Here is a 24,760-nt window from a genome sequence, read left to right as displayed (position 1 = left end):
CGGGCCGGGGCGTGCGCACAGCGCCACGCCTCACGCTCAAGGAGCGCCCTCGATGATTCAGCCTGTTGCTGAACGCACACCCGCCGGCACCAGCTACCTGGTGACTGGCCAAGGCCAGCCTGTGGTACTGATCCACGGCGTCGGCCTGAACAAGGAAATGTGGGGCGGCCAGATCGTCGGCCTCGCCACTGACTACAAGGTCATAGCCTACGACATGCTCGGCCACGGCCAGAGCCAGTTGCCTGCCGCCGATACCCCACTTGAGGGCTACGCCGCGCAACTGGCCGAGCTGCTCGACCATCTGCAGATCGCCCAGGCCACGGTTATCGGCTTCTCGATGGGCGGCCTGGTGGCACGGGCCTTTGCCCTGAATTATCCGCAGCGGTTGACGGCCCTGGTGGTGCTCAACAGCGTGTTCAACCGTTCGCCCGAGCAGAGCGCCGGGGTCATCGCCCGCGCGGCACAAGCGGCCGAACTGGGCCCGGACGCCAACGTCGACGCCGCCCTGGAGCGCTGGTTCAGCCGCGAGTACAAGGCCGCCAACCCGGCTCAGGTTGCCGCGATCAAGCAGATCCTGGCCAGCAATGACCCGCAGGGCTACCACACTACCTATTCGCTGTTCGCCACCCAGGACATGTACCGCGAAAGCGATCTGGGCAGCATTCAGGCACCAACCCTGATCGCCACCGGCGAACTCGACTCCGGCTCCACTCCGGCCATGACCCGCCAGCTCGCCGCACGCATCCCCGGCGCACATTGCGTGGTCCTCGCCGAACAACGGCATATGATGGCAGTAGAAGCGCCGCGTGAAGTCAATAAGATGCTGCTGGACTTCCTCAGTCAAGCGCGCACCCTCACCGAATCCGCCAAGGGGATAGTTGCATGACCCTCGTTCGTTTCCAGATGTGCATCGATGGCCAATGGTGCGATGCCCAGAACGGCAAGACTTTCGACAGCCTCGACCCGGCCACCGCGCAGGTCTGGGCGCAACTGCCCGACGCCGACGAAGCTGATGTCGAGCAGGCCGTGCAGTCGGCCCAGCGCGCCTTCGACAGCAAGGCCTGGCGCGGCCTCACCGCGACTGCGCGGGGCAAACTGCTGCGCCGGCTTGGCGACCTGATTGCCGAGAATAAAGAACACCTGGCCCAGCTGGAAAGCCGCGACAACGGCAAGCTGATCCGCGAAACCCGCGGCCAGGTCGGTTACCTGCCAGAGTTTTTCCATTACACCGCGGGCCTGGCCGACAAGCTCGAAGGCGGCACCCTGCCGCTGGACAAGCCTGATCTGTTCGCCTACACCGTGCATGAGCCGATGGGTGTAGTGGCCGGCATCATCCCCTGGAACAGCCCGCTGTACCTGACCGCAATCAAGCTGGCACCGGCGCTGGCCGCGGGTAACACTATCGTCCTCAAGCCGTCCGAGCACGCTTCGGCGACCATTCTCGAGCTGGCCCGCCTGGCCCTTGAGGCCGGTTTCCCACCTGGCGTGGTCAACGTAGTCACCGGTTACGGCCCAAGCACTGGCGCTGCCCTCACCCGGCATCCGCTGATCCGCAAGATCGCCTTCACCGGCGGCGCTGCGACTGCCCGCCATGTAGTGCGCAGTAGCGCCGAGAACTTCGCCAAACTGTCGCTGGAACTGGGTGGCAAATCGCCCAACATCATCTTCGCCGACGCCGACCTGGACAGCGCCATCAATGGTGCAGTGGCCGGTATCTATGCGGCCTCTGGGCAGAGCTGCGTGGCCGGCTCGCGGCTGCTGGTGCAGGACGAAATCTACGACGAGTTCGTTGCACGGCTGGTCGAGCGGGCCAAACGCATCCGCATCGGTAATCCGCAGGACGAGCAGAGCGAAATGGGCCCGATGGCCACAGCACAGCAGCTGGCAGTGGTCGAAGGCCTGGTCGCCGCAGCCTGCGCCGAGGGGGCCAAACTGCGCATGGGTGGCAAGCGTGCCGAGGTCGAGGGCGATGGCTGGTTCTACGAGCCGACCCTGTTCGAGTGCGACAGCAACTCGCTGAAGATCATGCAGGAAGAAGTATTTGGCCCGGTTGCGGCGGTCATTCGTTTCAAGACCGAAGAAGAGGCCCTGGCGATCGCCAACGACTCGCAGTTCGGCCTGGCGGCAGGTATCTGGACCCGCGACCTGGGCCGCGCCCACCGGCTGGCCCGTGACGTGCGCTCGGGGATCATCTGGGTCAACACCTACCGTGCAGTCTCGGCCATGGCGCCGATCGGCGGCTTCAAGAACAGCGGCTACGGCCGTGAAAGTGGCATCGATTCGGTGCTGGCCTATACCGAGCTGAAGACCGTGTGGATCAACCTGTCCACCGCGCCCATGCCCGACCCCTTCGTGATGCGCTAAGGAGCACTGCCAAGATGATCGAACCTGGCATCTACAAAGACGTGATGGGCTCGTTTCCCTCGGGCGTCACGGTCGTTACCACGTTGGACGCCGACGGCGGCATCGTCGGCATCACTGCCAGCGCCTTCAGTGCGCTGTCGATCGAGCCGGCGCTGGTGCTGTTCTGCCCCAACTACGCCTCGGACAGCTACCCGATCCTGCGAGACAGCAAGCAGTTTGCCATTCACCTGCTGTCGGCCGGGCAGACCGCCGAAGCCTATGCCTTTGCCGGCAAGGGCAAAGACAAGGCCAAGGGCATCGAGTGGCAGCTCAGCGAGCTGGGCAACCCGCTGTTGACCAAGGCCACCGCGATCATCGAGTGCGAGTTGTGGCGCGAATACGACGGCGGCGATCACGCGATCATCGTCGGTGCGGTGAAAAACCTGGTGCTGCCGGCCGAGCCGGTGACGCCGATGGTCTACCATCGTGGCAAGCTCGGCGCCCTGCCATCGCTCGGCTGACCTGAGTGCCACCGCGCTGCCTGGCGCAGCGCTGACTTTTTTGGGGGCTGCGGCGAACCTCACCCTTGTTCGCGGCCCCTGTTTTATTGCGGAGCACTGCCATGAGCAACGACAAGTATCAAAAGGGCCTGGAGATCCGCACGCAGGTGTTGGGCGAAGAGTACGTCAACCGCTCTCTGCAGAACGCCGATGAGTTCACCAAGCCGCTGCAGGACCTGGTCACCGAGTACTGCTGGGGGCATGTCTGGGGCCGTGATGGTTTGTCGCTCAAAGAGCGCAGCATGATAAACTTGGCAATGATTTCCGCGCTCAATCGGCCCCATGAGCTTAAGCTGCACATCCGCGGCGCCTTGCGTAATGGCCTGAGCCGTGAACAGATTCGCGAGATCCTGCTCCAGGTCGGCATTTATTGCGGCGTGCCGGCGGCGGTAGACAGCTTCCGGCTGGCCCGCGAGGCATTTGCCGAAGCCGACGCGGAGTCAACCCGTTAACAGCGGGCTGTTCGAACCACTGCAAGGAGCGCCCCGGTTCGTGGTGCTTCGCGAGGTTGGCGCAACAGCCTCATAAAGAGCGCACCTGATGAAACGCCAGCCACTCGACGACAGCTTCAAGGTCAACCGCAACCCCGTTACCCTGCGCGAGATCGTGCTCGACAAGCTGCGCAACGCGATCATGAACTTTCACCTGTTACCCGGTGACCGCCTGGTCGAACGCGACTTGTGCGACCGCCTCGGCGTCAGCCGTACTTCGGTCCGCGAAGCGCTACGCCACCTCGAATCCGAAGGCCTGGTCGAATTTGCCGACGCCAAGGGCCCGCGGGTCGCGATCATCACCCTGGAAGATGCCCGTGACATCTACGAGCTGCGCTGTGTACTCGAGGGCCTGATCGTCCAGCTGTTCACCCTCAACGCCAAGGCCAAGGACATCCGCGCCCTCGAGCGCGCGCTCGAAGTCAACCGCGAAGCGCTTGAAGATGGCGAGTTGCAACAGGTGATCGACTCGGTGCAAGGCTTCTACGACGTGCTCCTGGAAGGCTCCGGCAACCATGTCGCGGCAACCCAGTTGCGTCAGTTGCAGGCACGCATCAGCTACCTGCGAGCGACCTCGGTGTCGCAACAGAACCGCCGTGGCGCCAGCAACAAGGAAATGGAAAAGATCGTTGCGGCGATCAAGAGTGGCGACCCGCTGGCCGCACACCAGGCCTCGGTCGATCACGTACGCGCTGCCGCTGCAGTGGCGCTGGACTACCTGCGCCAGAAGCAGGACGACAATACCAAGGTGCGCGAGATCGTTGCGCCCCTGGCCCTGAAGGACCCTCGCATAGGCCGCTGACCATGCCCAACGCCCCGCGCTATTGCCCGTACTGCACTACCGAGCTTGCCCGGGGCGTACCTTCCGGTGATACCCATGAGCGCCTGTACTGCGGCGCTTGTGGCTACATCCATTACATCAACCCGAAAATCATCGCCGGCTGCATCATCGAGCGCGATGGCAAGTACCTGTTGTGCCAGCGCGCGATCCCCCCGCGCCCTGGCACCTGGACGCTACCGGCAGGTTTCATGGAAGCCGGCGAAACCACCGAACAGGCGGCGCTGCGTGAAGTCTGGGAAGAAACCGGCGTACAGGCCGAAATCGTCTCGCCCTACTCGATCTTCAGCGTGGCCAAAATCAGCGAGGTGTATATCGTCTTCCGCGCCATCGCCACCGCTGAAACCGGCGTGTTCGGTGCCGAGACCCTCGCCTACAAGTTTTTCGAGCCTGACCAGATCCCCTGGGACGAGATCTACTACCCGGCCATCCGACAGATTCTCGAGCGCTATATCCTGGAGCGTCAGGCGGGTGTGTACGGGATCTACATGGGCAATGACGACACCGGCAAGGTGCATTTCATTCGCTGACTGCGGTGTTGTCTAGCGACGCCCACGCGCCCTCCCGCATTGCATTTAGGCGGCGGCTGGCCCAAGCTCAGTGCTACCTGACCACCGGACCTGCCAATGCCCAGACACCGCCTGTACCTGATCGCCGTGTTCGCTCTGGTCCTGGTATCGGCCACCCTCGGCTACTGCTCGCGTGATGTCGAAATTAGCGTCCCGGCAGTCGCGCCGCACAGTTATGGCAAAGCGCTGCGCCAGGCCCACGACGGCCTGCCAGGAGCTGCGCGGGTGCTCTATCAACAGTTGCAGCGTGAAGACCTGACGCCCATCCGGCGCGCAGCACTGTATGCCGAGTTGCCCAACTATCCCTCGCCAAAAGCGCTGGAGCTCGCCAGGCTTGACCTGCAACACGATGACCCGATGGTACGTCGCGCAGCCATCGAGAGTATTCGCCGCCTGTTGCCTGCCGGCCAACGCAGCCTGGCGCTTGGGCCTATGCTTGATGATGACGAGCCAAGTGTGCGCTTCGCGGCAGTAGATGCTCTGCTCGGCCTCGACGCGGACGCCATCGGCTTGTATTTCGGGCCGCTGCAACAAGCCCTCGAAGCCTACCAACGAGCCCTTCTGGCGCAACCGGAAGACAGCGCTGCGCAAGTGCATCTGGCCCGGTTGTACCTGCATGAGGATGATTACGCACATGCCGCTTTGGCCCTGCAGCGCAGTTTGCAGCTGAGCCCGCAAAACCTGGATGCCCTCGCCGTCCAGGTACGCCTGCTCGAACGCCAAGGCTTGCACGACGAGTCTCGCCAGGTTTTGGCCAAAGCGCTGGCGCTGCAGCCAGACTCGGCCTTTCTGCAGCACGATCTCGGTCTGTGGCTCAATCGCCATCAGCAAACCGAATATGCCTTGCTGGCGTTTGCCCGCGCGGTTGAACTGGAGCCGGAAAACACTGATTACCGCTACATGCTGGCGGTCACCTTGCATCAGCTTGAGCAGGTTGAAGCCGCCCAGAAGCAGCTGCAAACCATCCTCGACCGGCAACCTGCCAGTCGCAACGCGCGGCTTTTGTTGATCCAGTACTGGAAGGAGACCGGGCAATTGCAGAATGTGCAAGTGCTGCTGGCCGAGCTAGAGCGCCAGAACCCGGACGATCCAATTCTGCAACAAGGCTTGTAGCACCTGGCAACCAATTGCACTCTGTCCGAGACTTCAGGACTGGGGTTAGAGGCGACGCGGGCTGTACAAACTGTTAGCCAGCGCTCTATCACTTTGTCTCGGTCAGCATACTCTGTACGCGAGCAACCAGCAGTGCGAGCGAGAATGGCTTGAGCATCAAGCCCGTATCGGGTTGGTCGAGCAAGGCCTGCTCGATCGGGTGCTCGCTGTAGCCGGTTATGAACAGGATCTTCTGCTGCGGTTGCAGCCGCCGCATCGCCTGCGCCACCTGGCGACCACTGTCTGGATTCCTTGACCTCGGCTCGCTGACTACTTAATGCGCATGATCTGCTGGAAGTTGATCCACTGCAACGCCGGATTTGCGAGGCAAGCAGGAGACCTCTGACCCCGCTTTGCTCCGAGCTCCCACAGCGTAGCTGGTGTTTCCCCAAAGCTGAATCGACATAAGCCTACATCTGCGGTGTCGCGCCCTACGTAATCTGGTCTGCCAGTTGTCCAAACGCGGACAGCACCAGAGGGAAGGATGTTGTCGATGTCAAAACTCATGCACACAGGGCGTAGTTTGCTGGAGCTGCTGTTAGTCTCGGCGGTCGGGCTGATACCGATCGTTTCCGGGCTGACCGTGATGTACTACCAGCTGGAGCGCAAGTTAGACGAAAACGCGCGCATATCGGCCCATGAGGCTTTGTTCGCGATCGATCGACGCTTGGACAGTCTGTTGCTCACGGCCAGTACCGCCAGCCAGTTCAGCGGCCAGGCGTGTGACAACGTGATCGAACAACTGCGAGCGATGACCGCCAGCGACCCGCGAATCCACTCACTGGAGCTGACCAAAGATGATCTGGCGTACTGCAGCACCTTGCCAACGATCATTCCGCATCACATCGACATTGCCGCCGGACGCACGGTCAGGCTGAATTTCGACTCGCCGACAACGCCCAATGGCGTGATGGTCGAATACCGGTTGAGCAACGATGGCCCAGGCATCATTGCGACGAGCTATGGCATTGAGCTGCGCAGAGAACTGCAGGGTTTTCAGGATGGGCTTGTGTTGGTACTGGAGTTCGAGGACGCTTATCTCTGGAGTCAAGGCGATAGCCGCGATCAGCAACAACCTTCACAGAGCGAATTCTTCCGCAGTACGCCATCGACTCGGCATGACTATCGGGTGAACGTGGGCTATCCAGCGGGGTACACGCTGTCAGAGGCGCGTATGCTGATGGTTCAGGTCTTGCCCTCGCTGACGCTGGTAGGTCTGCTGACTGCCGCCATTACCTACTGGGGCATACTCCGCGCTCGGCGCAAGCGAGAGCGCACCACTGCCTGAACCACAAGCAGGGTGCGCCAGCCGTCATTGCACGTCCAGAACGCCGCGACGCACCTGATCCCGCTCGATCGATTCGAACAAGGCCTTGAAGTTGCCTTCACCGAAACCGTCATCACCCTTGCGCTGGATGAATTCAAAGAACACTGGTCCCAACAAGGTCTCCGAGAAGATCTGCAGAAGCAGGCGCTTGTCACCTGATTCAGCCGCGCCGTCGAGGAGAATGCCGCGCGGCTGCAGCTGGTCCACCGGCTCGCCGTGGCCTGGCAGCCGCTCTTCAAGCATCTCGTAGTAGGTCTGTGGTGGCGGGGTCATGAAGCGCATCCCCAGAGCTTTGAGCGCGTCCCAGGTCTTGAGCAGATCATCGGTAAGGAAGGCGACATGCTGGATGCCCTCGCCATTGAACTGCATCAGGAACTCTTCGATCTGGCCGGCGCCCTTGGACGACTCTTCATTCAGCGGAATACGGATCATGCCATCCGGCGCAGTCATGGCCTTGGAGGTGAGGCCGGTATATTCACCCTTGATGTCGAAATAGCGAATTTCGCGGAAGTTGAACAGCTTCTCGTAGAAGTTGGCCCAATACGACATGCGCCCACGGTAGACGTTGTGGGTCAGGTGGTCGATGATCTTCAGCCCCGCACCGACCGGATTGCGCTCGACGCCTTCGATGAACTTGAAGTCGATGTCGTAGATCGAGCTGCCTTCTTCGTGACGGTCGATCAGGTACAGCGGCGCACCACCAATGCCCTTGATGGCGGGCAGTCGCAGCTCCATCGGGCCGGTTTCGATCTCCACCGGCTGCGCGCCCAGCTCGAGTGCACGCGCATAGGCTTCATGGGCGTTGCGCACCTTGAAGGCCATGCCACACACCGACGGACCATGCTCGGCAGCAAAGTACGAGGCAATGCTTTTGGGCTCGTTGTTGAGGATCAGGTTGATGTCGCCCTGGCGGTACAGGTGGACATCTTTGGAGCGGTGCGAAGCGACCTTGGTGAAACCCAGTATCTGAAATACAGGTTCCAGCACGCCCGGCGTCGGCGATGCCAGTTCAATGAACTCAAAGCCCATCAGGCCCATCGGGTTTTCGAAGATATCAGCCATGTTCGTGTCCTCATCTACTGCGTAATAACGATTATTCAGTTGCGTTCGATGGCGGACAGCCGGGGTGGCGAGCAGGGGATGCCACGCACGCTGCGGGCGAGGAAAGTACCAATGATCAATTTGAACCCATGGTGTGGCATAGGGGCACATTCTCGGCGGCTTGGCCCTCAGCATGAGAGGACTTTATTGTTTTATTCGTAATTGGATTCTATAGGGCGTAAATGGGTTTGTCGCGCTTTTAGTTGTCCGCTCAGCCCGACCAGCGGCTATCCTAGGCAGGTCATCGTCATATTCAGGTCCACATGCCCCTTTCAAACAAACATCCCGGACGCCGTCGTTGGCATGCCCTGCTCCCGTGGCTGGCGGGCCTTCTGCCTGTGTTGTGCGGGGTTGGTGTAATGGCTTGGCAAAGCCAGCGTGACATGTATCAGGCCAGCGAGAAAACCAGCCGTCTGGTCGTTGCCCATGTCGAGCACATTCTTGACAGCCTGGCAACGGCAGCCCAGGCCCTGCTGCCACTGGCAGGGCAGCCGTGCGCGCAGCTTGCGGTCGCGCTGCGCAGTGAGGTCACGCGCAATTCTTTTGTGCGCTCAGCCAATCTGGTCAGCGACAACATCCTCTACTGTACGTCATTGTTTGGCGAGCATCAGGAGGCTGTCAGCCCCATTCATTACACTGACGACCGTATGTGGCTGATGGATGGCAACTCTGTCACACCAGGGCATGCCTTGCTGGTCTATCGTGCAGGCAACGCACAACGCGCGGCGCTCACCATTGTCGACAGTGACCATCTGCTCACTGCCTTGCGGCTCATTGGCAGCGGTCAGCAGCTGTACCTGCGCGTCGGCGGCAATTGGATGGGCCAAGATGGCATAGTTCATCAAGGCACTCCGCCTGCATCGCCCAGCGCCGCAGTAGAGCAGGCCTCGACGCGTTATCCGTTCAGTGTCCATGGCGGTTTTGCCGCAGGCGAGCAGGTCGAACTGATCAGTCAGCAGTACCCTGCGGTGATGGCCCTGTTACTGCTGCTGGGCGTCGCGGCCGCAGGTGTCTGCCGCTGGCAACTGCGCCGTGCATCGTCCCCACGCGCGGAGCTGGATCGGGCGCTACAGGCCAACGAATTCGTACCCTACTTCCAACCTGTAGTACGCAAGGGTGATTACCACTGGGCCGGGGCCGAGGTGTTGATGCGCTGGAACCATCCGCGCGAAGGTCTGGTGCGCCCTGACCTGTTCATCCCCTATGCAGAACACAGCGGGCAGATCGTCGCGATGACCCGCGCCCTCATGCTGCACACCGCTCAAAGCCTCGCGCCCTACGCGGCCCTGTTGGAAGACGGCTTTCATATCGGCATCAACATCACTGCCGACCACTGCCAGGATCTGAGCTTGCTGGAAGATTGCCGGACGTTCCTGCAGCACTTTCCTCCTGGGCGAGTTGCCTTGACCCTGGAGCTCACCGAACGCAAGTTGCTTGAGGCCACCCCGGTTGCGCTCGAGCTGTTTGCCAAACTGCATGATATGGGCGTGATGATCGCCCTCGACGACTTTGGCACCGGCCAGTCAAGCCTTAATTACCTGCGTCAGTTCAAGGTCGATTACCTCAAGATCGATCAGAGCTTTGTCGCCATGATCGGCGGTGACGCGCTGTCGCAGCACATCCTCGAGAGCATCATCGAACTGTCGGCCAAGCTGGGCCTGGGCATTGTCGCCGAAGGTGTCGAAACAGCCACGCAGCGCGATTATCTGCAAGGTCACGGCGTGGACTTTCAGCAAGGTTACCTGTTTGCCCGGCCGATGCCGCTGGAGGACTTTCTGCAGGCGTTGGCGGCTCGTCCGCAGTTGCCCAAGGGGGTTCGCCCTGAGATCATACCCAGCTGACCAAACCGTTCATTCACTGTAATTGAGGCATTCGTGTCAAAAGGAATTGTTACATCGGTCACGGCGTCCTGCTTGTTCGCCGTGATGTACTTCTACAGCTCGCTGCTGGCGCCGCTCGACGGCGAAGAGATTTTTGGCTGGCGGACCCTGCTGACCCTACCCTGCCTGACCTTTTTCATGCTGCTGAGCAAGGATTGGCAGCGTGTCGCCGAGCTGTTTGCCCGGGTGCGCCGCAGCCCGGCGCTGCTACTGGGCATGCTCGGCACTTCCTGGTTGATGGGTGTGCAGCTGTGGCTGTTCCTCTGGGCACCGTTGCACGGGCGCAGCCTAGAGGTGTCGATGGGCTATTTCCTGTTGCCGCTGGCGATGGTCATGACCGGGCGGCTGGTCTACGGCGAACGGCTTTCACGCCTGCAAAAAGTGGCAGTGGCGTGCGCAGCGCTGGGGGTAGGCCACGAGCTGTACCAGCATGGCAGCTTCGCCTGGGAAACCCTGGTGGTGATGATCGGCTACCCGATCTACTTCGTGCTGCGCAGGCGCTGCCGCACCGATCACCTGGGCGGTCTGTGGTGCGACATGTTCCTGCTGTTGCCGTGGGCGCTGTACTTCGTGTTCCACGGCCCACTGTCGGCCGCCGACCTGCGTGCACACCCCGGGCTCTACGGCTTGATTCCGCTGCTCGGGGCAATCAGCGCCGGTGCACTGATTGCCTATGTACTCGCCAGTCGGCTGTTGCCGTTCGGCTTGTTTGGCCTGCTCAGTTATGTCGAACCGGTGCTGCTGGTCGGCGTCGCCCTGCTGCTGGGCGAAACCATTGGTCGTGACCAGTGGTTGACATACCTGCCTATCTGGGCGGCAGTACTGGTGCTGGTGCTCGAGGGCATCAAGCACCTGCTCCGTCAACGCCGCCGCTCTGTGTAAGGCGCACCTGGCGCACGCGCCGCTCCTCCACCGCAATCACGGTCATGGTCCAGCCGTTCCAGGCCAGACAATCACCGACCCGCGGCAAGCGGTCCAGCAAGCTCATCACCAGGCCCGCGAGGGTCTGGTAGTCCTCGGTAGCGCGGGCACTGAAGCCGGTCCGCGCCTGCACCTGGCTAAGGTTCAAGGCACCGCTGACCACAAAGCCGTCAGCCTCCTCGACAATGGCCGGGCCTTCGACCTCACTGGCGTCTGGCAACTCACCGGCAATCGACTCAAGAATATCGGTCATGGTCAGCAAACCGGTGAAGTCACCGAATTCGTTGACCACAAAGGCGATATGGGTCGACTGGCCGCGCATCTGCTCCAGCGCATTGAGGATGCTGAAGCTCTCCAGCAGATTCAGGGGCGCCCGCACCATCGCCTCAAGGTCAGGTCTGTTGCCCTCGAGGTACTCCTTGAGCAGCTCCTTCTTGTGCACGAAACCAAGCGGCTCCTCGATACGCCCGTTACGAATCAGCGGTAGGCGCGAGTATGGCGAGTTGGCCAAGGCCAAGGTTATGCTCTCGGCAGGCAGTGCCAGGTCCAGCGCATCGACTTCGGTACGCACCGTCATCACCGTGCGGATCGGCCGTTCGGCAAGGTTCAGCACACCGCTGATCATGACCCGCTCGCGGCGATCGAACAGCACCTGCTCCTGACCACCCTCAACCAGATCGGCAATCTCTTCACCAACTTCGTCCGCTTCTACCCGGCGACCGCCCATCAGGCGCAATACCGCATGCGCAGTGCGCTCACGCAGTGGGCGATGCTGTTGCAGGCTGCGCTTGCGACGAGCCCGGGCGAGCTGGTTGAACAGCTCGATCAGGATCGAGAAACCAATCGCCGCGTACAGGTAGCCTTTCGGGATATGGAAGCCCAGGCCCTCTGCGGTCAGGCTGAAGCCAATCATCATCAAGAAGCCCAGACACAGCATGATCACGGTCGGATGGGCGTTGACGAAGCGGGTCAGCGGCTTGCTGGCAACAATCATGATACCGATCGAGAAGATCACCGCGATCATCATGATCGACAGGTGTTCGACCATACCCACTGCAGTGATCACCGCGTCCAGCGAGAACACCGCATCGAGCACCACGATCTGCGCAACGATCGGCCAGAACGCCGAATGGCGGACGCTGCCGCTGGACTGCGCAACATGCCCTTCCAGTCGTTCGTGCAGTTCCATGGTGGCCTTGAACAGCAGGAACACACCACCAAACAGCATGATCAGGTCACGGCCCGAGAACGTCTTGCCGAAAAGTTCGACCAGCGGCTCGGTCAGGGTGACCATCCACGAGATACTGGCCAGCAGGCCCAGGCGCATGATCAGCGCCAGGCTCAAGCCGATCACCCGCGCGCGGTCGCGCTGATGCGGGGGCAGCTTGTCAGCCAGGATGGCGATGAACACCAGGTTGTCGATACCCAGCACCAGCTCGAGGACGATAAGCGTCAACAGGCCTAGCCAGGCCGTGGGGTCGGCAAGCCATTCCATTAGCGGGTACTCACAAAGGATGTGTTACGGGAGGGGGTGCAAGATGGCCGGGACGACCAGGAACTGGGGGGCTCCGAGAAGGTGTTCATAGATACCTGAATGGGAAATTGGGATGGAGATCCTACAATTACAGTCGTATTTTCTGACAGCGGGAAACTATTACAAAACCTGTAACAGGTGTTTCCGAGGCAAACCGCAGGGGACTTTGGTTCAATACGCAGGCCGGGTGGGCGCGCACCATCAGCGCACCTCAACTCTGGAGTCCTGCTCATGAGCCTGTCCTTGTCCATGGCTGCCTTTGCCCTGGCAGCCTCGATTTCACCCGGCCCCGTCAATATCGTAGCCCTGGCCAGCGGCGCCCGCCACGGCCTTAGGGCGAGCCTTGGCCATGTCGCAGGTGCGACGCTGGGTTTCTGTATGCTACTGCTGCTGTGCGGTTTGGGTGTGCACCAGCTGTTGCTGCGCTGGCCAGCGCTGGGCCAGTTGCTGTTGTGGGGCGGTGTGTTGTTCCTGCTGTATATGGCTTGGCAACTGGCCCGCGACAACGGTGAACTAGCGGCTGAACAACAGCTGCAGGCACCCTCAGCCTGGCAAGGCGCGGCCATGCAGTGGCTGAGCCCGAAGGCGTGGCTGGCGGCTGTTGCCGGCGTGGGCGCCTATACCGGCGGAGATCAGCCACTGCTGTGGCTGTTCAGCGCAATCTACGCGCCGATCTGCTTTGTCTCGATCGCCAGCTGGGCGTGGGCCGGCAGTGTGATCAGCCACTACCTGGACAAGCCGAAGCGCTTGCGCTTGTTCAATCGCCTGCTGGCGGCATTACTCGTGGCCAGCGCTGTGGTGCTGCTGCGCGCCTGAGGCGTTACGGTAGTGCCCGGGGGTTGCCGCCAGGTGCCGCTTGAACGCGCGCTGCAAATGCGCCTGATCAGCAAAGCCTGCGTCCACTGCCACCTCGGCGATGGGCCGGCCCAGGCGCAGTTGGCTGCGCGCATATTGCACGCGCTGGTCCAGCAGATAACCATGCGGGGTCAACCCAAAGCGCTGGCGGAAGGCGCGAATCAGGTAGGCCCGCGACAACCCAGCAGCGGCGCAGATCTCGGCGAGGGTCAACGGGTCCTGCCGGTGCGAGCGGATGAACGCTGCGCCAGCTTCCAATTGCGCATGTTCATCACTGCGCGTCGCGGCCTCAGGTTGCAGATAGCCGGGCAAGTCCCGAAAAAATGCAGCCAGCAAGCCTTCGCGCTCGGCCGTCGCTTTATCGAACAAGTCAGCGAATAACTCCAGCACACGGCTGTACAGTGCCGGAGAATGGCTCAAGGTTACCTCTGGCAACTGCACGCCTTGCGCACTCAGCCACGGCATATCGACAAACAGCATCAGGTACGACCACGCCTCGCCAGCGACCGGGTTGCAACTGTGCACCACGCCCGGTTTGATCAGCACCGTATTGCCCGCAGTCACCTCATGACTGACCGCTCCGGTCATGTAGCTGCTGCGCCCACCCGTAATCACTCCAAGCGAGAAGCTCTCATGGGAGTGTGCCGCGTAACACACCTGGCGGCCGTCACCCACGCGGCGCGCTTCAACAAAAGGCAATGCCGGATCGCGCCAGAACCGTGAGACCTCGATCATCGCCCTGCCCCCTTACTCGCCGCCCTGCACGACCACCAGCAACTGCGCCTGCTGCGGGCCAATCGAGCGCAGCCGGTGGGGAGTCTGGGCGTTGAAATGCAAGGCATCGCCCTGCCCCAGGAGCACCCGCTCGGTCATGAAATCGACCTCAACCTGGCCACTATGGACGAACAGAAACTCCTCGCCCTGGTGCTCCTTGAAGGTCGGATCGCTGAACTCAATTTCAATCGGATAGACATGAATTTCGGTATTCCCAAGAAACGCTGCTGCTTATGACACTTTGTGTCACATAGGCTATCTAGTGTCATAGATTGCGTCGTCGAGCTCGGACCACACCACACAGCCGAGCACAGAACGCTGACCTTCATCATTCGCCGCAGAGGATAATCGCCCATGGCCACAACCCTGTCACACAGCAAACAGCAACTGGTGCGCCAGGCGCTGACCCAGATGCAAAGTTCGCTCGCCGATAATACGTGGACCGTGCGCGAAAAGCTGGCACTGACCTGCCGAATTCTGTTCGACCACGGCCATGACTCCGGCCTGGCTGGGCAAATCAGTCTGTCTCTGACCTGACCACTACCGGGGTGATCCGCCGTGCCCGTTTTTGCCCAGAAACTGCAGGAACTGTTGGCGCAACTGCGCTGAGCGGTTTGAGCGGGTAGCCACACCCTGCACACGCGCCTGCCTGAACCTCAACAGAGGTCAGCCAGGCGTTGTCGATTCAGCGCACCAGCAAACAGCCAGTCATCAGCACTCGATGCCGACGATCCACTGAGTTTTCGCAGCGTTGCTCTTGTCCAGATCCGGACGACGCGCCACGGGCTGGGTGCAGCCACGTGTTTCGATGTACGGCTGTGCGACAGCTGCCGCCTCGGCGATGGTCAGCGGTTTGCCGTCATCGCGCTGGACGCTGATGAAGTATGGCTGGTTGAACGGGATGATGTAGCTGTCGAGGATATAACGCGCGCCGTTCGCTTCAAGGTTGGCGTGGTTCTCATCGACCTTGGTCAGTCGGCTGGTGTCGAGGTGGTCATTGCCGGCGCAGCCCGCCAGCCCGGCCAACAGTGCGGCGCCGAGACACAGAGAAATCTTCTTCATTACAGCTCCTGAGTAAATATGTGCCCGGCTGTGACCGCGTTTAACCGTTTAAGTGCCCGCACCCGCTCACGGCATCACCGGTGGCGTGTACTGCAAGGTCGAGCCGAGTGCCCACAGCAGCACTAGCACCAACGGCGCATGCACCAGCAGCTGCACGAACGAGAAGCCGATCAGGTCCCGCGCCTTGAGCCCAAGCACCCCAAGCAGCGGCAGCATGTAGAACGGGTTGATCAGGTTGGGCAAGGCTTCGGCCGCGTTGTAGATCTGTACCGCCCAGCCGAGGTGATACTGCAGGTCGTTGGCCACCAGCATCACGTACGGCGCTTCGATGATCCACTTGCCGCCACCCGAGGGGATGAAGAAGCCCAGCACCGCCGAGTACACGCCCATCAGCAAGGCATAGGTGTCGTGCGTGGCGATCTGCACGAAGAAGGTCGAGATATGGTGAGCCAGAGTCTGCTCATCGATGCCCTTGACCTGAGTCAGCACCGCGGCGATCGAGCCATACAGGGGAAACTGGATCAGCACCCCGGTGGTGGTCGGCACTGCGCGGGTCACGGCATCGAGAAAGCTGCGCGGCCGCCAGTGCAGCAGAGCGCCGAGCATGATGAACAGGAAGTTGTAGGTGTTGAGCCCGGAAATCGCGGTAATCGCCGGTTTGCTGGCGAACTCCTGGTACAGCCAGCCTGCAGCCAATGCCACCAGCAACAAGGTCAGCACCGGGCTGTGTTCCAGCCATTCGCCGGGACGGGTACGCTGCGCCGGCGGCGGCGCGGTGAAGCTGGGGTCGATACCGCATTGCTCGGCAGTACGCGCGCTGCTGGCGCCGGGTGCTGTGGCATAGGCCACGATCAGCGAGACGATCACCAGCGCCGCCAGCAGGACGCCGGACTGCCAGAGGAAGATGGTCTCGGTGAAGGGAATCACGCCGGTAATCGACAGGATCGACGGTGGCAGGCTGGCCGGGTTGGCCTGCAGCTGCGCCGCCGACGACGACAAGCCCAGCGCCCATACCGCGCCCAAGCCAAGGTAGGCCGCTGCGCCTGCAGCGCGATAGTCCATTTTCAGGTCGGTGCGGCGGGCCAATGCCCTTACCAGTAAGCCGCCGAACACCAGCGACAGGCCCCAGTTGAGCAACGAAGCCACCATCGAGATCAGCGCCACCCAGCAGACTGCAGAACGGCCGTTTTTCGGGATCCGTGCCAGCCGATCGATCAGCCGTGCCGCCGGCGGTGAGCTGGCGACCACATAACCGCCGATGACCACAAAGGCCATCTGCATGGTGAACGGGATCAGGCTCCAGAAACCATCGCCAAAGGCCTTGGCAGTGTCGGTCGGCTTGGCGCCCATGGCCATTGCGGCCACGCACACCAGCACCACCGCCAAGGCGGCAAATACCCACGAGTCGGGGAACCAGCGCTCGGCCCAGTTGGAGCAGCGCAGAGCGAACCGGGCGGAGCGGCTATCCTGAATTTCAGCGGCCACGGTAGTTTTCCTTTTATTGGTCTTGTCAGGGGATTTCAAGGCACACGCAAAAAACCTGCAGCAACGGGCCTGCTCGGCAAAGGGGTCAGCCTTTGCAGAGCAAGCCCACCACTACAGGGGGGCTGGGGTAAACCAGTGGCGATCAGAAGGTCATTTCTTGCACATCATCGGCAACGATCAGCTTGCCGGCGGTTTTGGCGATCACTTCTTCGACAGTCACGCCCGGCGCGGTTTCGCGCAGGATGAACGCCCCGTTTTCGATTTCCAGATAGGCCAGGTCGGTCAGCACCTTGCGAATGCAGCCAGCACCGGTCAACGGCAGGCTGCAGCGCGACAGCAGCTTGGACTCGCCGTCCTTGGATGCATGGGTCATGGTGACGATGATGTTGTCGGCGCCTGCGACCAGGTCCATGGCGCCGCCCATGCCTTTGACCAGCTTGCCGGGGATCATCCACGAGGCAATGTTGCCTTCCACATCCACTTCAAAGGCGCCGAGTACGGTCAGGTCGACATGGCCGCCGCGGATCATCGCGAACGATTGTGCCGAATCGAAAATCGAAGCGCCGCGGCGGGCGGTGACGGTTTGTTTGCCGGCGTTGATCATGTCGGCATCGATAGTGCTCTCGGTGGGAAACTCGCCCATGCCGAGCAGACCGTTTTCCGATTGCAGCATCACGTCCATGTCGGCGGGGACATAGTTGGCCACCAGGGTCGGGATACCGATGCCGAGGTTGACATAGAAGCCGTCCTGCAGTTCACGGGCGACGCGTTGGGCCATCTGTTCGCGGGTCAGTGCCATGGTCTGGATCTCTTTGTTGTTCTATGGGTGGCGTTCAGGCCTTGACGGTGCGCTTTTCGATGCGCTTCTCGAAGGTACCGACGATCACACGATCGACGAAGATCCCTGGGGTATGGATCTCGCTTGGCAGCAACACGCCGGGTTCGACGATCTCCTCGACCTCGACCACGGTGATCTTGCCGGCGGTTGCGGCCAGCGGGTTGAAGTTCTGCGCCGTGTTGCGATACACCACGTTGCCGTAGTGGTCGGCCTTCCAGCCTTTGACGATGGCGAAATCGCCGGTGATGGCTTCTTCGAGGATGTACTTGCGGCCATTGAACTCACGCACTTCCTTGCCTTCGGCAACCGGGGTGCCGTAGCCGGTGGCGGTGAAGAACGCCGGTATGCCAGCGCCGCCCGCGCGCATTTTTTCTGCCAGAGTGCCTTGGGGGGTCAGTACCACTTCAAGTTCGCCGCTGAGCAACTGACGCTCGAACTCGGCGTTTTCGCCGACATAGGACGCGATCATCTTGGCGATCTGCCGTTCTTCGAGGAGGATGCCCAGGCCGAAACCATCGACGCCGCAGTTGTTCGAGACCACGGTCAGGCCCTTGACCCCGCTGCGCTTGATCTGGGCGATGAGGTTTTCCGGGATGCCGCAGAGGCCGAAGCCGCCGGCCAGTACGGTCATGTTGTCGGTCAGGCCTGCCAGGGCCTCTTCGTAGGTTGCAACGCGCTTGTCCAGTCCGGCCATGCTGATTCGCCTTTATAGTTGTTTGTGCGTGCAGCCATCTTCACCGCTGCCGACTGATTTGTTAATTTTGTTTTAGTCATCGATTGATAATTTTTCTAAAACAAAAGGCCCACCCCGCATGAACGTCAAGCAGTTGCGTGCCTTTGTCACCGTAGCCAAGTACCTGAGCTTTGCCCAGGCGGGCGAGCATCTGCATGTGTCGCAGCCGGCCTTGAGCCTGACCATCAAGGCGTTGGAGGACAACCTCGGCGGCGCCCTGCTCGCCCGCACCACCCGCAGCGTCAGCCTGACCCCCGAAGGCGAGGTGCTGCTGCCGTTGGCGCGGCGGCTGCTGGCCGACTGGGACGACACCGAAGAGATGCTGCGCCAGCGCTTTACCTTGCAACTGGGGCGGGTCTCGGTGGCGGCGATGCCGGCCTTTGCCGGCAACCTGCTACCGCAGGCATTGAAGGTGTTTCGCCAGCGTTATCCGCGGGTCAACGTCACCGTGCATGACGTGATCAATGAACAGGTGCAGGAACTGGTGCGCCATCGCCGCGTCGAACTAGGCATTGGTTTCGAGCCGGACAACCTCGACGGCCTGCGCTTTGTGCCGCTGTACATGGACCGCTTCGTGGCGGTGGTGCCAGCAGACTCACCGCTGGCGCTGCAGCATGAGGTGAGCTGGCAGGCATTGCTGGCCGAAGATTTCATCGCCCTGCAACGACCGTCTGCGGTGCGCCTGCTGCTGGAACAAAACGTCGCCGCCGGCCACGGCAAGTTGACCGTGGCGTTCGAGAGCCATCAGTTGACCACCATCGGCCGCATGGTCGCCAATGGCCTTGGCGTCAGCGCTGTGCCGGCCCTGTGCATCAAGCAGATGCAAGAGCTTGGCGCCCGCTGCGTCGCCTTGGTTGAACCCAGCGTCGAGCGGCGTATTGGCGTTATTTCGCTGAGTGAACACAAGCTTTCAACCGCAGCCGAGGCGCTGCTGGATGTAGTCATTGCCCACACCCCGCCACAGGAGTTGACATGCGCACAGTAGAACTTGCAGACCGCCGCGTTGCCGCCATAGGCCAAGGCACTTGGTACATGGGCGAAGACCCGGCGCGCAAGGCCGCCGAGGTGGCGGCCTTGCAGCAAGGCATCGAGCTTGGCATGAGCCTGATCGACACCGCCGAGATGTATGCCGAAGGTGGCGCCGAGGAAGTGGTCGGCGCCGCCATGGCTGGTCGCCGTGACCAGGTGTTTCTGGTCAGCAAGGTCTACCCGCACAACGCCAGCCAGCGCGGCGTGCCGCAAGCCTGCGAGCGCAGCCTGCGCCGGCTGGGCACCGATTGCATTGACCTGTACCTGCTGCACTGGCGTGGCCAGTATCCGCTGGAAGAAACCGTCGAAGCCTTCGAGCGTTTGCGCGAACAAGGCAAGATTCGCCGCTGGGGTGTTTCCAACTTCGATCTGGACGACATGATCGAGCTTGATAACGCGGCCTGTGCAGCCAACCAGGTGCTGTACAACCCGGCCCAACGCGGCATCGAGTTCGACCTGTTGCCCTGGAGCCAGGCGCAGCAGATGCCGATCATGGCCTACTGCCCGCTGGCCCAGGCAGGTCAGCTACTGCAGCATCCGCTGATAGCCGAAATCGCCGAGCGCCATAACGCCACCCCAGCGCAGGTCAGCCTGGCCTGGGTTACCCGCCATGCGGGAGTGATTGCCATCCCCAAGGCCGTCGACCCAAGGCATGTGCAGCTCAATGCCGCGGCAGGCGAGCTGTGCTTGAGCGCTGCCGACCTGCAAGCGATTGATCAGGCCTTTGCCCCGCCTACGCGCAAGCAGCACCTGGCGATGGTCTAGGCGGGCCTCAGTGAAAGTCGCGGCTGCGCACGTCCAGCCCTTGCAATAGCGGGCTGACGTCTTCCAGGCGCCGGGCAATCAAGTGCCTGACGCCCTTCTCGTGTTCCAGTCGGCCACTGACCTTGAGCAACTGGGCGCCAACCAGCGCCCGCCGCTGACGCTCGGCCAGGTCGCGCCAGACCACCACGTTGACCATGCCCGCCTCGTCTTCCAGGGTGACAAACGTCACCCCGCTGGCCGTGCCAGGACGCTGCCGGCCAACCACCAGACCGGTCACAGCAATTGCATCGCCATGCTCGACGCTGTCCAGCTCCGCCGAACTGCGACAACCCAGCGCGCGCAGACGCGGGCGCAACAGACTCAACGGGTGCGGCCCAAGGGTGGTGCCAAGGGTGGCGTAATCGGCTACCAGGTCCTGCGCCACGGTTGGCCTTGGCAACGCCACGGCCTGCTCGCCTGCGCTGCCGATATCGGCGAACAAGGGCAGTTGCGCCTGCACGGCAGCCACCTGCCAGCGGGCCTGATGACGATCGCTGGCCAACCCGCGCAACGCCCCGGCATCTGCCAGGCGCGCGCGGGCACGGCTGTCGAGTTCGGCGCGCAGGCACAGGTCTTCGACATCGCGCCAAGGTCGTTGCTGCCTGGCCTGTGCCAGGCGCAAGGCATCGGCTTGGGTAAACCCGCGGATCTGGCGCAAGCCCAGGCGGATCGCCAAGGCGCCGCCGGCCAACGGCTCAAGGGTGCAGTCCCACTCGCTGTAAAAGACGTCCACCGGGCGCACTTCGATCCCTTGGCGCCTGGCGTCCTGGAGCAACTGGTCAGGGCTGTAGAAGCCCATTGGCCAGCTGTTGACCAAGGCACAGGTGAAGATCGCCGGCTCGTGGCACTTGAGCCAGCTGCTGGCGTAACACAACAAGGCAAAGCTGGCAGCGTGCGACTCAGGAAAGCCATAACTGCCAAAGCCCTTGATCTGCTCGAAGATGCGCTCGGCAAAGGCCAGCTCGTAGCCGTTACGCAGCATGCCCTCGAGCAAGCGCACGCGATGCGGTTCAAGGCCGCCGTGCCGCTTCCAGGCGGCCATGCTGCGGCGCAACTGATCGGCTTCGCCAGGGCTGTAGTCGGCGGCAACCATCGCCAACTCCATGACCTGTTCCTGGAACAACGGCACACCCAGCGTGCGTTTGAACACGGCCTCGAGCGCTGGCGACGGATACGTCACCTCTTCCTGCTTTAGCCGCCGGCGCAGATACGGGTGGACCATGTCGCCCTGAATCGGGCCCGGGCGGACGATCGCCACTTCGATTACCAGGTCATAAAACGTCTTGGGTTTGAGCCGCGGCAGCATGGCCATCTGCGCGCGTGATTCGATCTGAAACACACCGATGGTCTCGGCGCGGCTGATCATGGCGTAGGTCGCAGGGTCTTCGCTGGGAATGGTAGCCAGGGTCAAATGGCGCCCACGGTGCTGCGCGAGCAGATCGAAACAACGGCGAAGCGCGCTGAGCATCCCCAGCGCCAGCACGTCGACCTTGAGCAGGCCGACCATATCGAGGTCGTCCTTGTCCCACTGGATCACCGTGCGCTCGGCCATCGCCGCGTTTTCCACCGGCACCAGCTGGTCCAGCGGTTGCTCGGAAATGACAAAGCCGCCAGGGTGCTGCGACAGGTGCCGGGGGAAACCGATCAGGTCGCCGGCCAGCACCAGAATCCGCCGCAACGACGGGCTTTGCGCCTCGAAGCCCGCCTCGGCCAGGCGCTGCGCATCGGGGATGCGATCCGTCCAGCGGCCGCAGCACTTGGCCAGCGCATCGACCTGATCGGCCGGCAGCCCGAGCACCCGCGCCACATCGCGCACCGCGCCAGCCGCGTGATAGGTACTGACCACGGCGGTCAGTGCCGCACGGTGGCGACCATAGCGGCGGAACACGTACTGAATGACCTCTTCGCGGCGGTTGTGCTCGAAGTCCACATCAATGTCGGGTGGCTCGTTGCGCTCGCGTGAGAGAAACCGTTCGAACAGCAGATGATGCTGCATCGGATCAAGCTCGGTGATGCCGAGCACAAAACACACCACCGAGTTGGCCGCCGAACCGCGGCCCTGACAGAGAATGCCTTGCTTGCGGGCGAAATCGACGATGTCGTGCACGGTGAGAAAGTAGCTCTCGTAGTGCAGCTCTTCGATCAGCGCCAGCTCCTTGTCGAGGACCTGGCGCACCTCGGCACTGGCGCCGTCCGGCCAACGCCGGGGCAGGCCCTGTTCACACAGGTGGCGCAGCCAACTGGCCGGGGTTTGCCCTGATGGCACTACTTCGCGTGGATACTGGTATTTCAGTTCACTCAGGTCGAAGTGACAGCGCTCGGCGATCAACTGGCTTTGTTTGAGCAAGTCTGCAGGGTACAGCTCGTTGAGCTGAGCCAGGCTGCGCAGGTGGCGTTCGCCGTTGGCGAACAGGTAACGCCCGGCGCTGGTAATCGTGCAGTGATGGCGCACGGCGGTCATGCAATCCTGCAGGGCGCGCCGTCCACGGCTGTGCATGTGCACATCACCACAGGCCACAGCGCGAATGTCTAACTGGGCAGCCAGCGTGCGCAAACGAGCCAGGCGCGTAGTGTCGTCAGCGCCACGGTGCAGGTGCACGGCCAGGTACAGCCGTTCGCCAAACAGCTCACGCAGCCACTGAGCGGCGTTCGCGTCGTCAGCCTCATCCGGTATCCATAGCGCCAGCAAGCCCTCGCAATTGGCCTCAAGGTCCCCAGCAAACAACTGATACTCGCCTTTGCCCGCCCGCCGCCGGGCGCGGGTGATCAAGCCACACAGGCTCTGATAGCCGCGCAGATTCTCGACCAGCAAAACCAGTTTCGACCCGTCCTGCAAGCGTACTTCGCTGCCGACGATCAGCCGCAGTTGGTGCGCTTTGGCGGCTTGCCAGCCGCGTACGATACCGGCCAGGGTGCACTCATCGGTGATCGCCAGCGCCGTATAGCCTTGCTCGCGGGCACGTTTGAACAACTCGTCGGCACTGGAAGCGCCACGCTGGAAGCTGAAGTTCGACAGGCAATGCAGCTCGGCATAGCCGCCGGCGCTCATGCGAACCACCCCTGCAACCACAGCGGACCAGGCTCGGCGAGGTCTTGATAGGCCCAGCCGCGCAAGCCTTCACGGGTTTCGATGCGGTAGTAGTCACGGCGCACATCGCCGCCATCCCACCAGCCCGATTCGATCCGTTCGGCTCGCCCCAACAGCTGCACATCGGCCTCGCTCAAGCGCAAAGGCGCCGCCAACAACCAACCCGGGCGGCTATCTACAGCAGCCTGCAGCGGCCCGGACGCACCTTGGCTGGCAAGTTGCCAAGCGCACTCGGGGCGATGATCGGCCTCGGCACGCAGGCCCTGCACCGCTTCATCACCCAGCCGCGCGCGCAGCCGTTCGCGCAGTTGCTCCCACGGCTGCGCCTGTTGCGCGCGCGGGTCGAACAGCGCTTGATGCTGCGGCACAAAGGCCGGCAGGTCTGCAGCCAGCAAACGCAGGTTGCGCACCGGCGCAGTGATGCGCAGCGGCTCGAGGCGCCCGCGGGCCAGCTCGAACAGCAGGGTCGCATCACGTTCGGCGGCCAACAACCCGACCTTGAGCACGGTGTCCGGGCCCTCAACATGCTCAAGGTGCAGCTCGAAGCGCTGCACGCCACAGTCGCGCCCGGCCAGAAACGCCGCCAGGTCGTTGATCATCCGCCGCAACGGGAACAGCAAGGCCTGATGCGATTCAACGTCGAAGTTGAGCTCTAGACGCGTCTCGAAGCGGTCCGGCGGCAGGTAGAACTCAAGACCCAGACTGCGCAGCCCCAGCAGTTGATCCAGATGCAGCTGCACCCCGGCGGCAAAGCGCCGGGCCAGCGCATCACGCGGCAGGCCAAGCACCTCACCGAGCTGACGCAGGCCCATCCGCATAAAGGCCTCGCTGGCCTCGGTGGGCAGCCCGACCTTGTTGATCGGCAGCTTGGCCAGGGCCGCGCGGGTGTCGTCGGCATCGCTCAGGGCAAGGCCGTCATGACAGTTGGCAAGCATGCGAGCAGCCACCGGGTTGCTCGCCAGCACAATGCGTTGGCGCAGCCCCAGAGCATCCAGCTCTTCGCGCAGGCGCGCCTGGAGCACAGGCCATGGCCCGAACAACTGCAGGCTGGAACCGACCTCGAGCAGCAAGGCCCGCGGATAATGCAGGCTGACCTGCGCGCTGTAGCGGTAGGCCCAGGCAGCCAGCAACTGCTGAACCTGCTCGACCTGGGCCGGGTCGGCTTCAACGCAGGTGAAACCATCGGCCAATGCGCGGGCGGCCGTCAGCGTCTGCCCAGCGCGCAAGCCGAGCCTGGCAGCAGCCGGGTTGACCGCTTGCAGCACCCGGCGCTGAGTCGGCCCGCCGATCAATACCAGCGGCGTATCCGGGTCATCGCGTTCACGCAGGACGCTGTCCAGCGTCAGCTGCGGCAATAAAATGCAGGCCCACAACAT

Annotated in this window: 23 protein-coding genes and 2 pseudogenes; 14 read left to right on the top strand and 11 right to left on the bottom strand. The window is 62.3% G+C overall.

What is annotated here, in order from left to right; translation table 11 throughout:
- Nucleotides 1–52: 52 nt before the first annotated feature.
- The 7 genes from CXQ80_RS09810 to CXQ80_RS09780 all read left to right on the top strand — a co-directional run bounded on the left by CXQ80_RS09810 (nucleotide 53) and on the right by CXQ80_RS09780 (nucleotide 5,914).
- The gene (locus tag CXQ80_RS09810) at nucleotides 53–886 is read left to right on the top strand and encodes an alpha/beta fold hydrolase (RefSeq protein WP_101318871.1); all 834 of its coding nucleotides are present in this window, start codon (nucleotides 53–55) and stop codon (nucleotides 884–886) included.
- The gene (locus CXQ80_RS09805) at nucleotides 883–2,364 is read left to right on the top strand and encodes an aldehyde dehydrogenase (RefSeq protein ID WP_101318869.1); all 1,482 of its coding nucleotides are present in this window, start codon (nucleotides 883–885) and stop codon (nucleotides 2,362–2,364) included. The genes CXQ80_RS09810 and CXQ80_RS09805 overlap by 4 nt, the downstream gene beginning before the upstream one ends.
- A gap of 14 nt (nucleotides 2,365–2,378) precedes the next feature.
- The gene (locus CXQ80_RS09800) at nucleotides 2,379–2,864 is read left to right on the top strand and encodes a flavin reductase family protein (RefSeq protein WP_101318867.1); all 486 of its coding nucleotides are present in this window, start codon (nucleotides 2,379–2,381) and stop codon (nucleotides 2,862–2,864) included.
- Between the two features lie 101 nt (nucleotides 2,865–2,965).
- Nucleotides 2,966–3,355 carry a carboxymuconolactone decarboxylase family protein gene (locus CXQ80_RS09795; protein WP_101318865.1) on the top strand — a complete coding sequence of 130 codons (390 nt, stop codon included), beginning with the start codon at nucleotides 2,966–2,968 and terminating at the stop codon, nucleotides 3,353–3,355.
- 88 nt (nucleotides 3,356–3,443) lie between these two features.
- Complete coding sequence (locus CXQ80_RS09790; protein ID WP_101318863.1) at nucleotides 3,444–4,196, top strand: GntR family transcriptional regulator; 753 nt, start codon at nucleotides 3,444–3,446, stop codon at nucleotides 4,194–4,196.
- Nucleotides 4,197–4,198: 2 nt separating this feature from the next.
- Nucleotides 4,199–4,762, top strand: coding sequence for an NUDIX hydrolase (locus CXQ80_RS09785; RefSeq protein ID WP_101318861.1), 564 nt, complete (start codon nucleotides 4,199–4,201; stop codon nucleotides 4,760–4,762).
- Nucleotides 4,763–4,858: 96 nt separating this feature from the next.
- Nucleotides 4,859–5,914, top strand: a complete 1,056-nt coding sequence (locus tag CXQ80_RS09780) for a HEAT repeat domain-containing protein (protein WP_101318859.1) — start codon at nucleotides 4,859–4,861, stop codon at nucleotides 5,912–5,914.
- Between the two features lie 88 nt (nucleotides 5,915–6,002).
- On the opposite strand, the gene CXQ80_RS09775 is transcribed toward CXQ80_RS09780, so the two are convergent.
- The gene (locus CXQ80_RS09775; RefSeq protein ID WP_371918901.1) at nucleotides 6,003–6,170 is read right to left on the bottom strand and encodes a hypothetical protein; all 168 of its coding nucleotides are present in this window, start codon (nucleotides 6,168–6,170) and stop codon (nucleotides 6,003–6,005) included.
- A 306-nt stretch (nucleotides 6,171–6,476) separates the two neighbouring features.
- Between CXQ80_RS09775 and CXQ80_RS09770 the strand changes: the two genes are divergently transcribed.
- Complete coding sequence (locus CXQ80_RS09770) at nucleotides 6,477–7,241, top strand: CSS-motif domain-containing protein (RefSeq protein WP_157831735.1); 765 nt, start codon at nucleotides 6,477–6,479, stop codon at nucleotides 7,239–7,241.
- Between the two features lie 24 nt (nucleotides 7,242–7,265).
- Here the strand turns inward: CXQ80_RS09770 and hppD are convergent, their stop codons facing one another.
- A complete protein-coding gene (hppD, locus tag CXQ80_RS09765; RefSeq protein WP_101318855.1) occupies nucleotides 7,266–8,342 on the bottom strand; it encodes a 4-hydroxyphenylpyruvate dioxygenase in 1,077 nt (358 codons plus the stop codon).
- Between the two features lie 302 nt (nucleotides 8,343–8,644).
- On the opposite strand from hppD, the gene CXQ80_RS09760 reads away from it, so the two are divergent.
- Nucleotides 8,645–10,222, top strand: coding sequence for a cyclic diguanylate phosphodiesterase (locus tag CXQ80_RS09760; protein ID WP_101318853.1), 1,578 nt, complete (start codon nucleotides 8,645–8,647; stop codon nucleotides 10,220–10,222).
- A 33-nt stretch (nucleotides 10,223–10,255) separates the two neighbouring features.
- On the top strand, nucleotides 10,256–11,143 hold the full coding sequence (gene rarD, locus CXQ80_RS09755; protein ID WP_101318851.1) for an EamA family transporter RarD: 888 nt from the start codon (nucleotides 10,256–10,258) through the stop codon (nucleotides 11,141–11,143).
- Here the strand turns inward: rarD and CXQ80_RS09750 are convergent.
- Nucleotides 11,106–12,677 (bottom strand): TerC family protein, encoded by a 1,572-nt coding sequence (locus CXQ80_RS09750; RefSeq protein ID WP_101318849.1) that lies wholly within the window; start codon nucleotides 12,675–12,677, stop codon nucleotides 11,106–11,108. The two genes, rarD and CXQ80_RS09750, sit on opposite strands and share 38 nt — an antisense overlap.
- Nucleotides 12,678–12,947: 270 nt before the next feature.
- Here CXQ80_RS09750 and CXQ80_RS09745 point away from each other — a divergent pair, with 270 nt between their 5' ends.
- On the top strand, nucleotides 12,948–13,532 hold the full coding sequence (locus CXQ80_RS09745) for a LysE family translocator (RefSeq protein WP_101318847.1): 585 nt from the start codon (nucleotides 12,948–12,950) through the stop codon (nucleotides 13,530–13,532).
- Here the strand turns inward: CXQ80_RS09745 and CXQ80_RS09740 are convergent.
- Together CXQ80_RS09740 and CXQ80_RS09735 are read right to left on the bottom strand one after the other, a co-directional pair.
- Complete coding sequence (locus CXQ80_RS09740) at nucleotides 13,494–14,306, bottom strand: AraC family transcriptional regulator (RefSeq protein WP_101318845.1); 813 nt, start codon at nucleotides 14,304–14,306, stop codon at nucleotides 13,494–13,496. The two genes, CXQ80_RS09745 and CXQ80_RS09740, sit on opposite strands and share 39 nt — an antisense overlap.
- A 12-nt stretch (nucleotides 14,307–14,318) precedes the next feature.
- Nucleotides 14,319–14,543 (bottom strand): annotated as a pseudogene (locus CXQ80_RS09735) (cupin domain-containing protein); the annotation flags it as partial.
- A 156-nt stretch (nucleotides 14,544–14,699) separates the two neighbouring features.
- On the opposite strand from CXQ80_RS09735, the pseudogene CXQ80_RS09730 reads away from it, so the two are divergent.
- Nucleotides 14,700–14,867, top strand: a pseudogene (locus CXQ80_RS09730) (aldolase); the annotation flags it as partial.
- A 189-nt stretch (nucleotides 14,868–15,056) separates the two neighbouring features.
- Here the strand turns inward: CXQ80_RS09730 and CXQ80_RS09725 are convergent.
- From CXQ80_RS09725 to CXQ80_RS09710, 4 genes are all read right to left on the bottom strand, one after another.
- Complete coding sequence (locus CXQ80_RS09725; RefSeq protein WP_101318843.1) at nucleotides 15,057–15,407, bottom strand: hypothetical protein; 351 nt, start codon at nucleotides 15,405–15,407, stop codon at nucleotides 15,057–15,059.
- 66 nt (nucleotides 15,408–15,473) lie between these two features.
- Nucleotides 15,474–16,892, bottom strand: a complete 1,419-nt coding sequence (locus tag CXQ80_RS09720) for a short-chain fatty acid transporter (RefSeq protein WP_101318841.1) — start codon at nucleotides 16,890–16,892, stop codon at nucleotides 15,474–15,476.
- A gap of 142 nt (nucleotides 16,893–17,034) precedes the next feature.
- On the bottom strand, nucleotides 17,035–17,691 hold the full coding sequence (locus tag CXQ80_RS09715) for a CoA transferase subunit B (RefSeq protein WP_101318839.1): 657 nt from the start codon (nucleotides 17,689–17,691) through the stop codon (nucleotides 17,035–17,037).
- 34 nt (nucleotides 17,692–17,725) lie between these two features.
- The gene (locus CXQ80_RS09710) at nucleotides 17,726–18,424 is read right to left on the bottom strand and encodes a CoA transferase subunit A (RefSeq protein WP_101318837.1); all 699 of its coding nucleotides are present in this window, start codon (nucleotides 18,422–18,424) and stop codon (nucleotides 17,726–17,728) included.
- A gap of 118 nt (nucleotides 18,425–18,542) precedes the next feature.
- On the opposite strand from CXQ80_RS09710, the gene CXQ80_RS09705 reads away from it, so the two are divergent.
- On the top strand, nucleotides 18,543–19,448 hold the full coding sequence (locus CXQ80_RS09705; protein WP_101318835.1) for a LysR family transcriptional regulator: 906 nt from the start codon (nucleotides 18,543–18,545) through the stop codon (nucleotides 19,446–19,448).
- The gene (locus tag CXQ80_RS09700; protein WP_101318833.1) at nucleotides 19,436–20,257 is read left to right on the top strand and encodes an aldo/keto reductase; all 822 of its coding nucleotides are present in this window, start codon (nucleotides 19,436–19,438) and stop codon (nucleotides 20,255–20,257) included. The genes CXQ80_RS09705 and CXQ80_RS09700 overlap by 13 nt, the downstream gene beginning before the upstream one ends.
- Nucleotides 20,258–20,264: 7 nt before the next feature.
- Here the strand turns inward: CXQ80_RS09700 and CXQ80_RS09695 are convergent, their stop codons facing one another.
- Together CXQ80_RS09695 and CXQ80_RS09690 are read right to left on the bottom strand one after the other, a co-directional pair.
- Nucleotides 20,265–23,345 carry an error-prone DNA polymerase gene (locus CXQ80_RS09695; RefSeq protein ID WP_101318831.1) on the bottom strand — a complete coding sequence of 1,027 codons (3,081 nt, stop codon included), beginning with the start codon at nucleotides 23,343–23,345 and terminating at the stop codon, nucleotides 20,265–20,267.
- A complete protein-coding gene (locus tag CXQ80_RS09690) occupies nucleotides 23,342–24,760 on the bottom strand; it encodes a DNA polymerase Y family protein (protein WP_101318829.1) in 1,419 nt (472 codons plus the stop codon). Before CXQ80_RS09690 ends, CXQ80_RS09695 begins: the two co-directional genes overlap by 4 nt.

The sequence above is a fragment of the Pseudomonas sp. 02C 26 genome, assembly GCF_002843585.1.
Classification (GTDB): Bacteria; Pseudomonadota; Gammaproteobacteria; order Pseudomonadales; family Pseudomonadaceae; genus Aquipseudomonas; species Aquipseudomonas shirazensis.
Note: the sequence above shows the minus strand (reverse complement) of the source record. Positions and strands in the feature narration are given on the sequence as shown.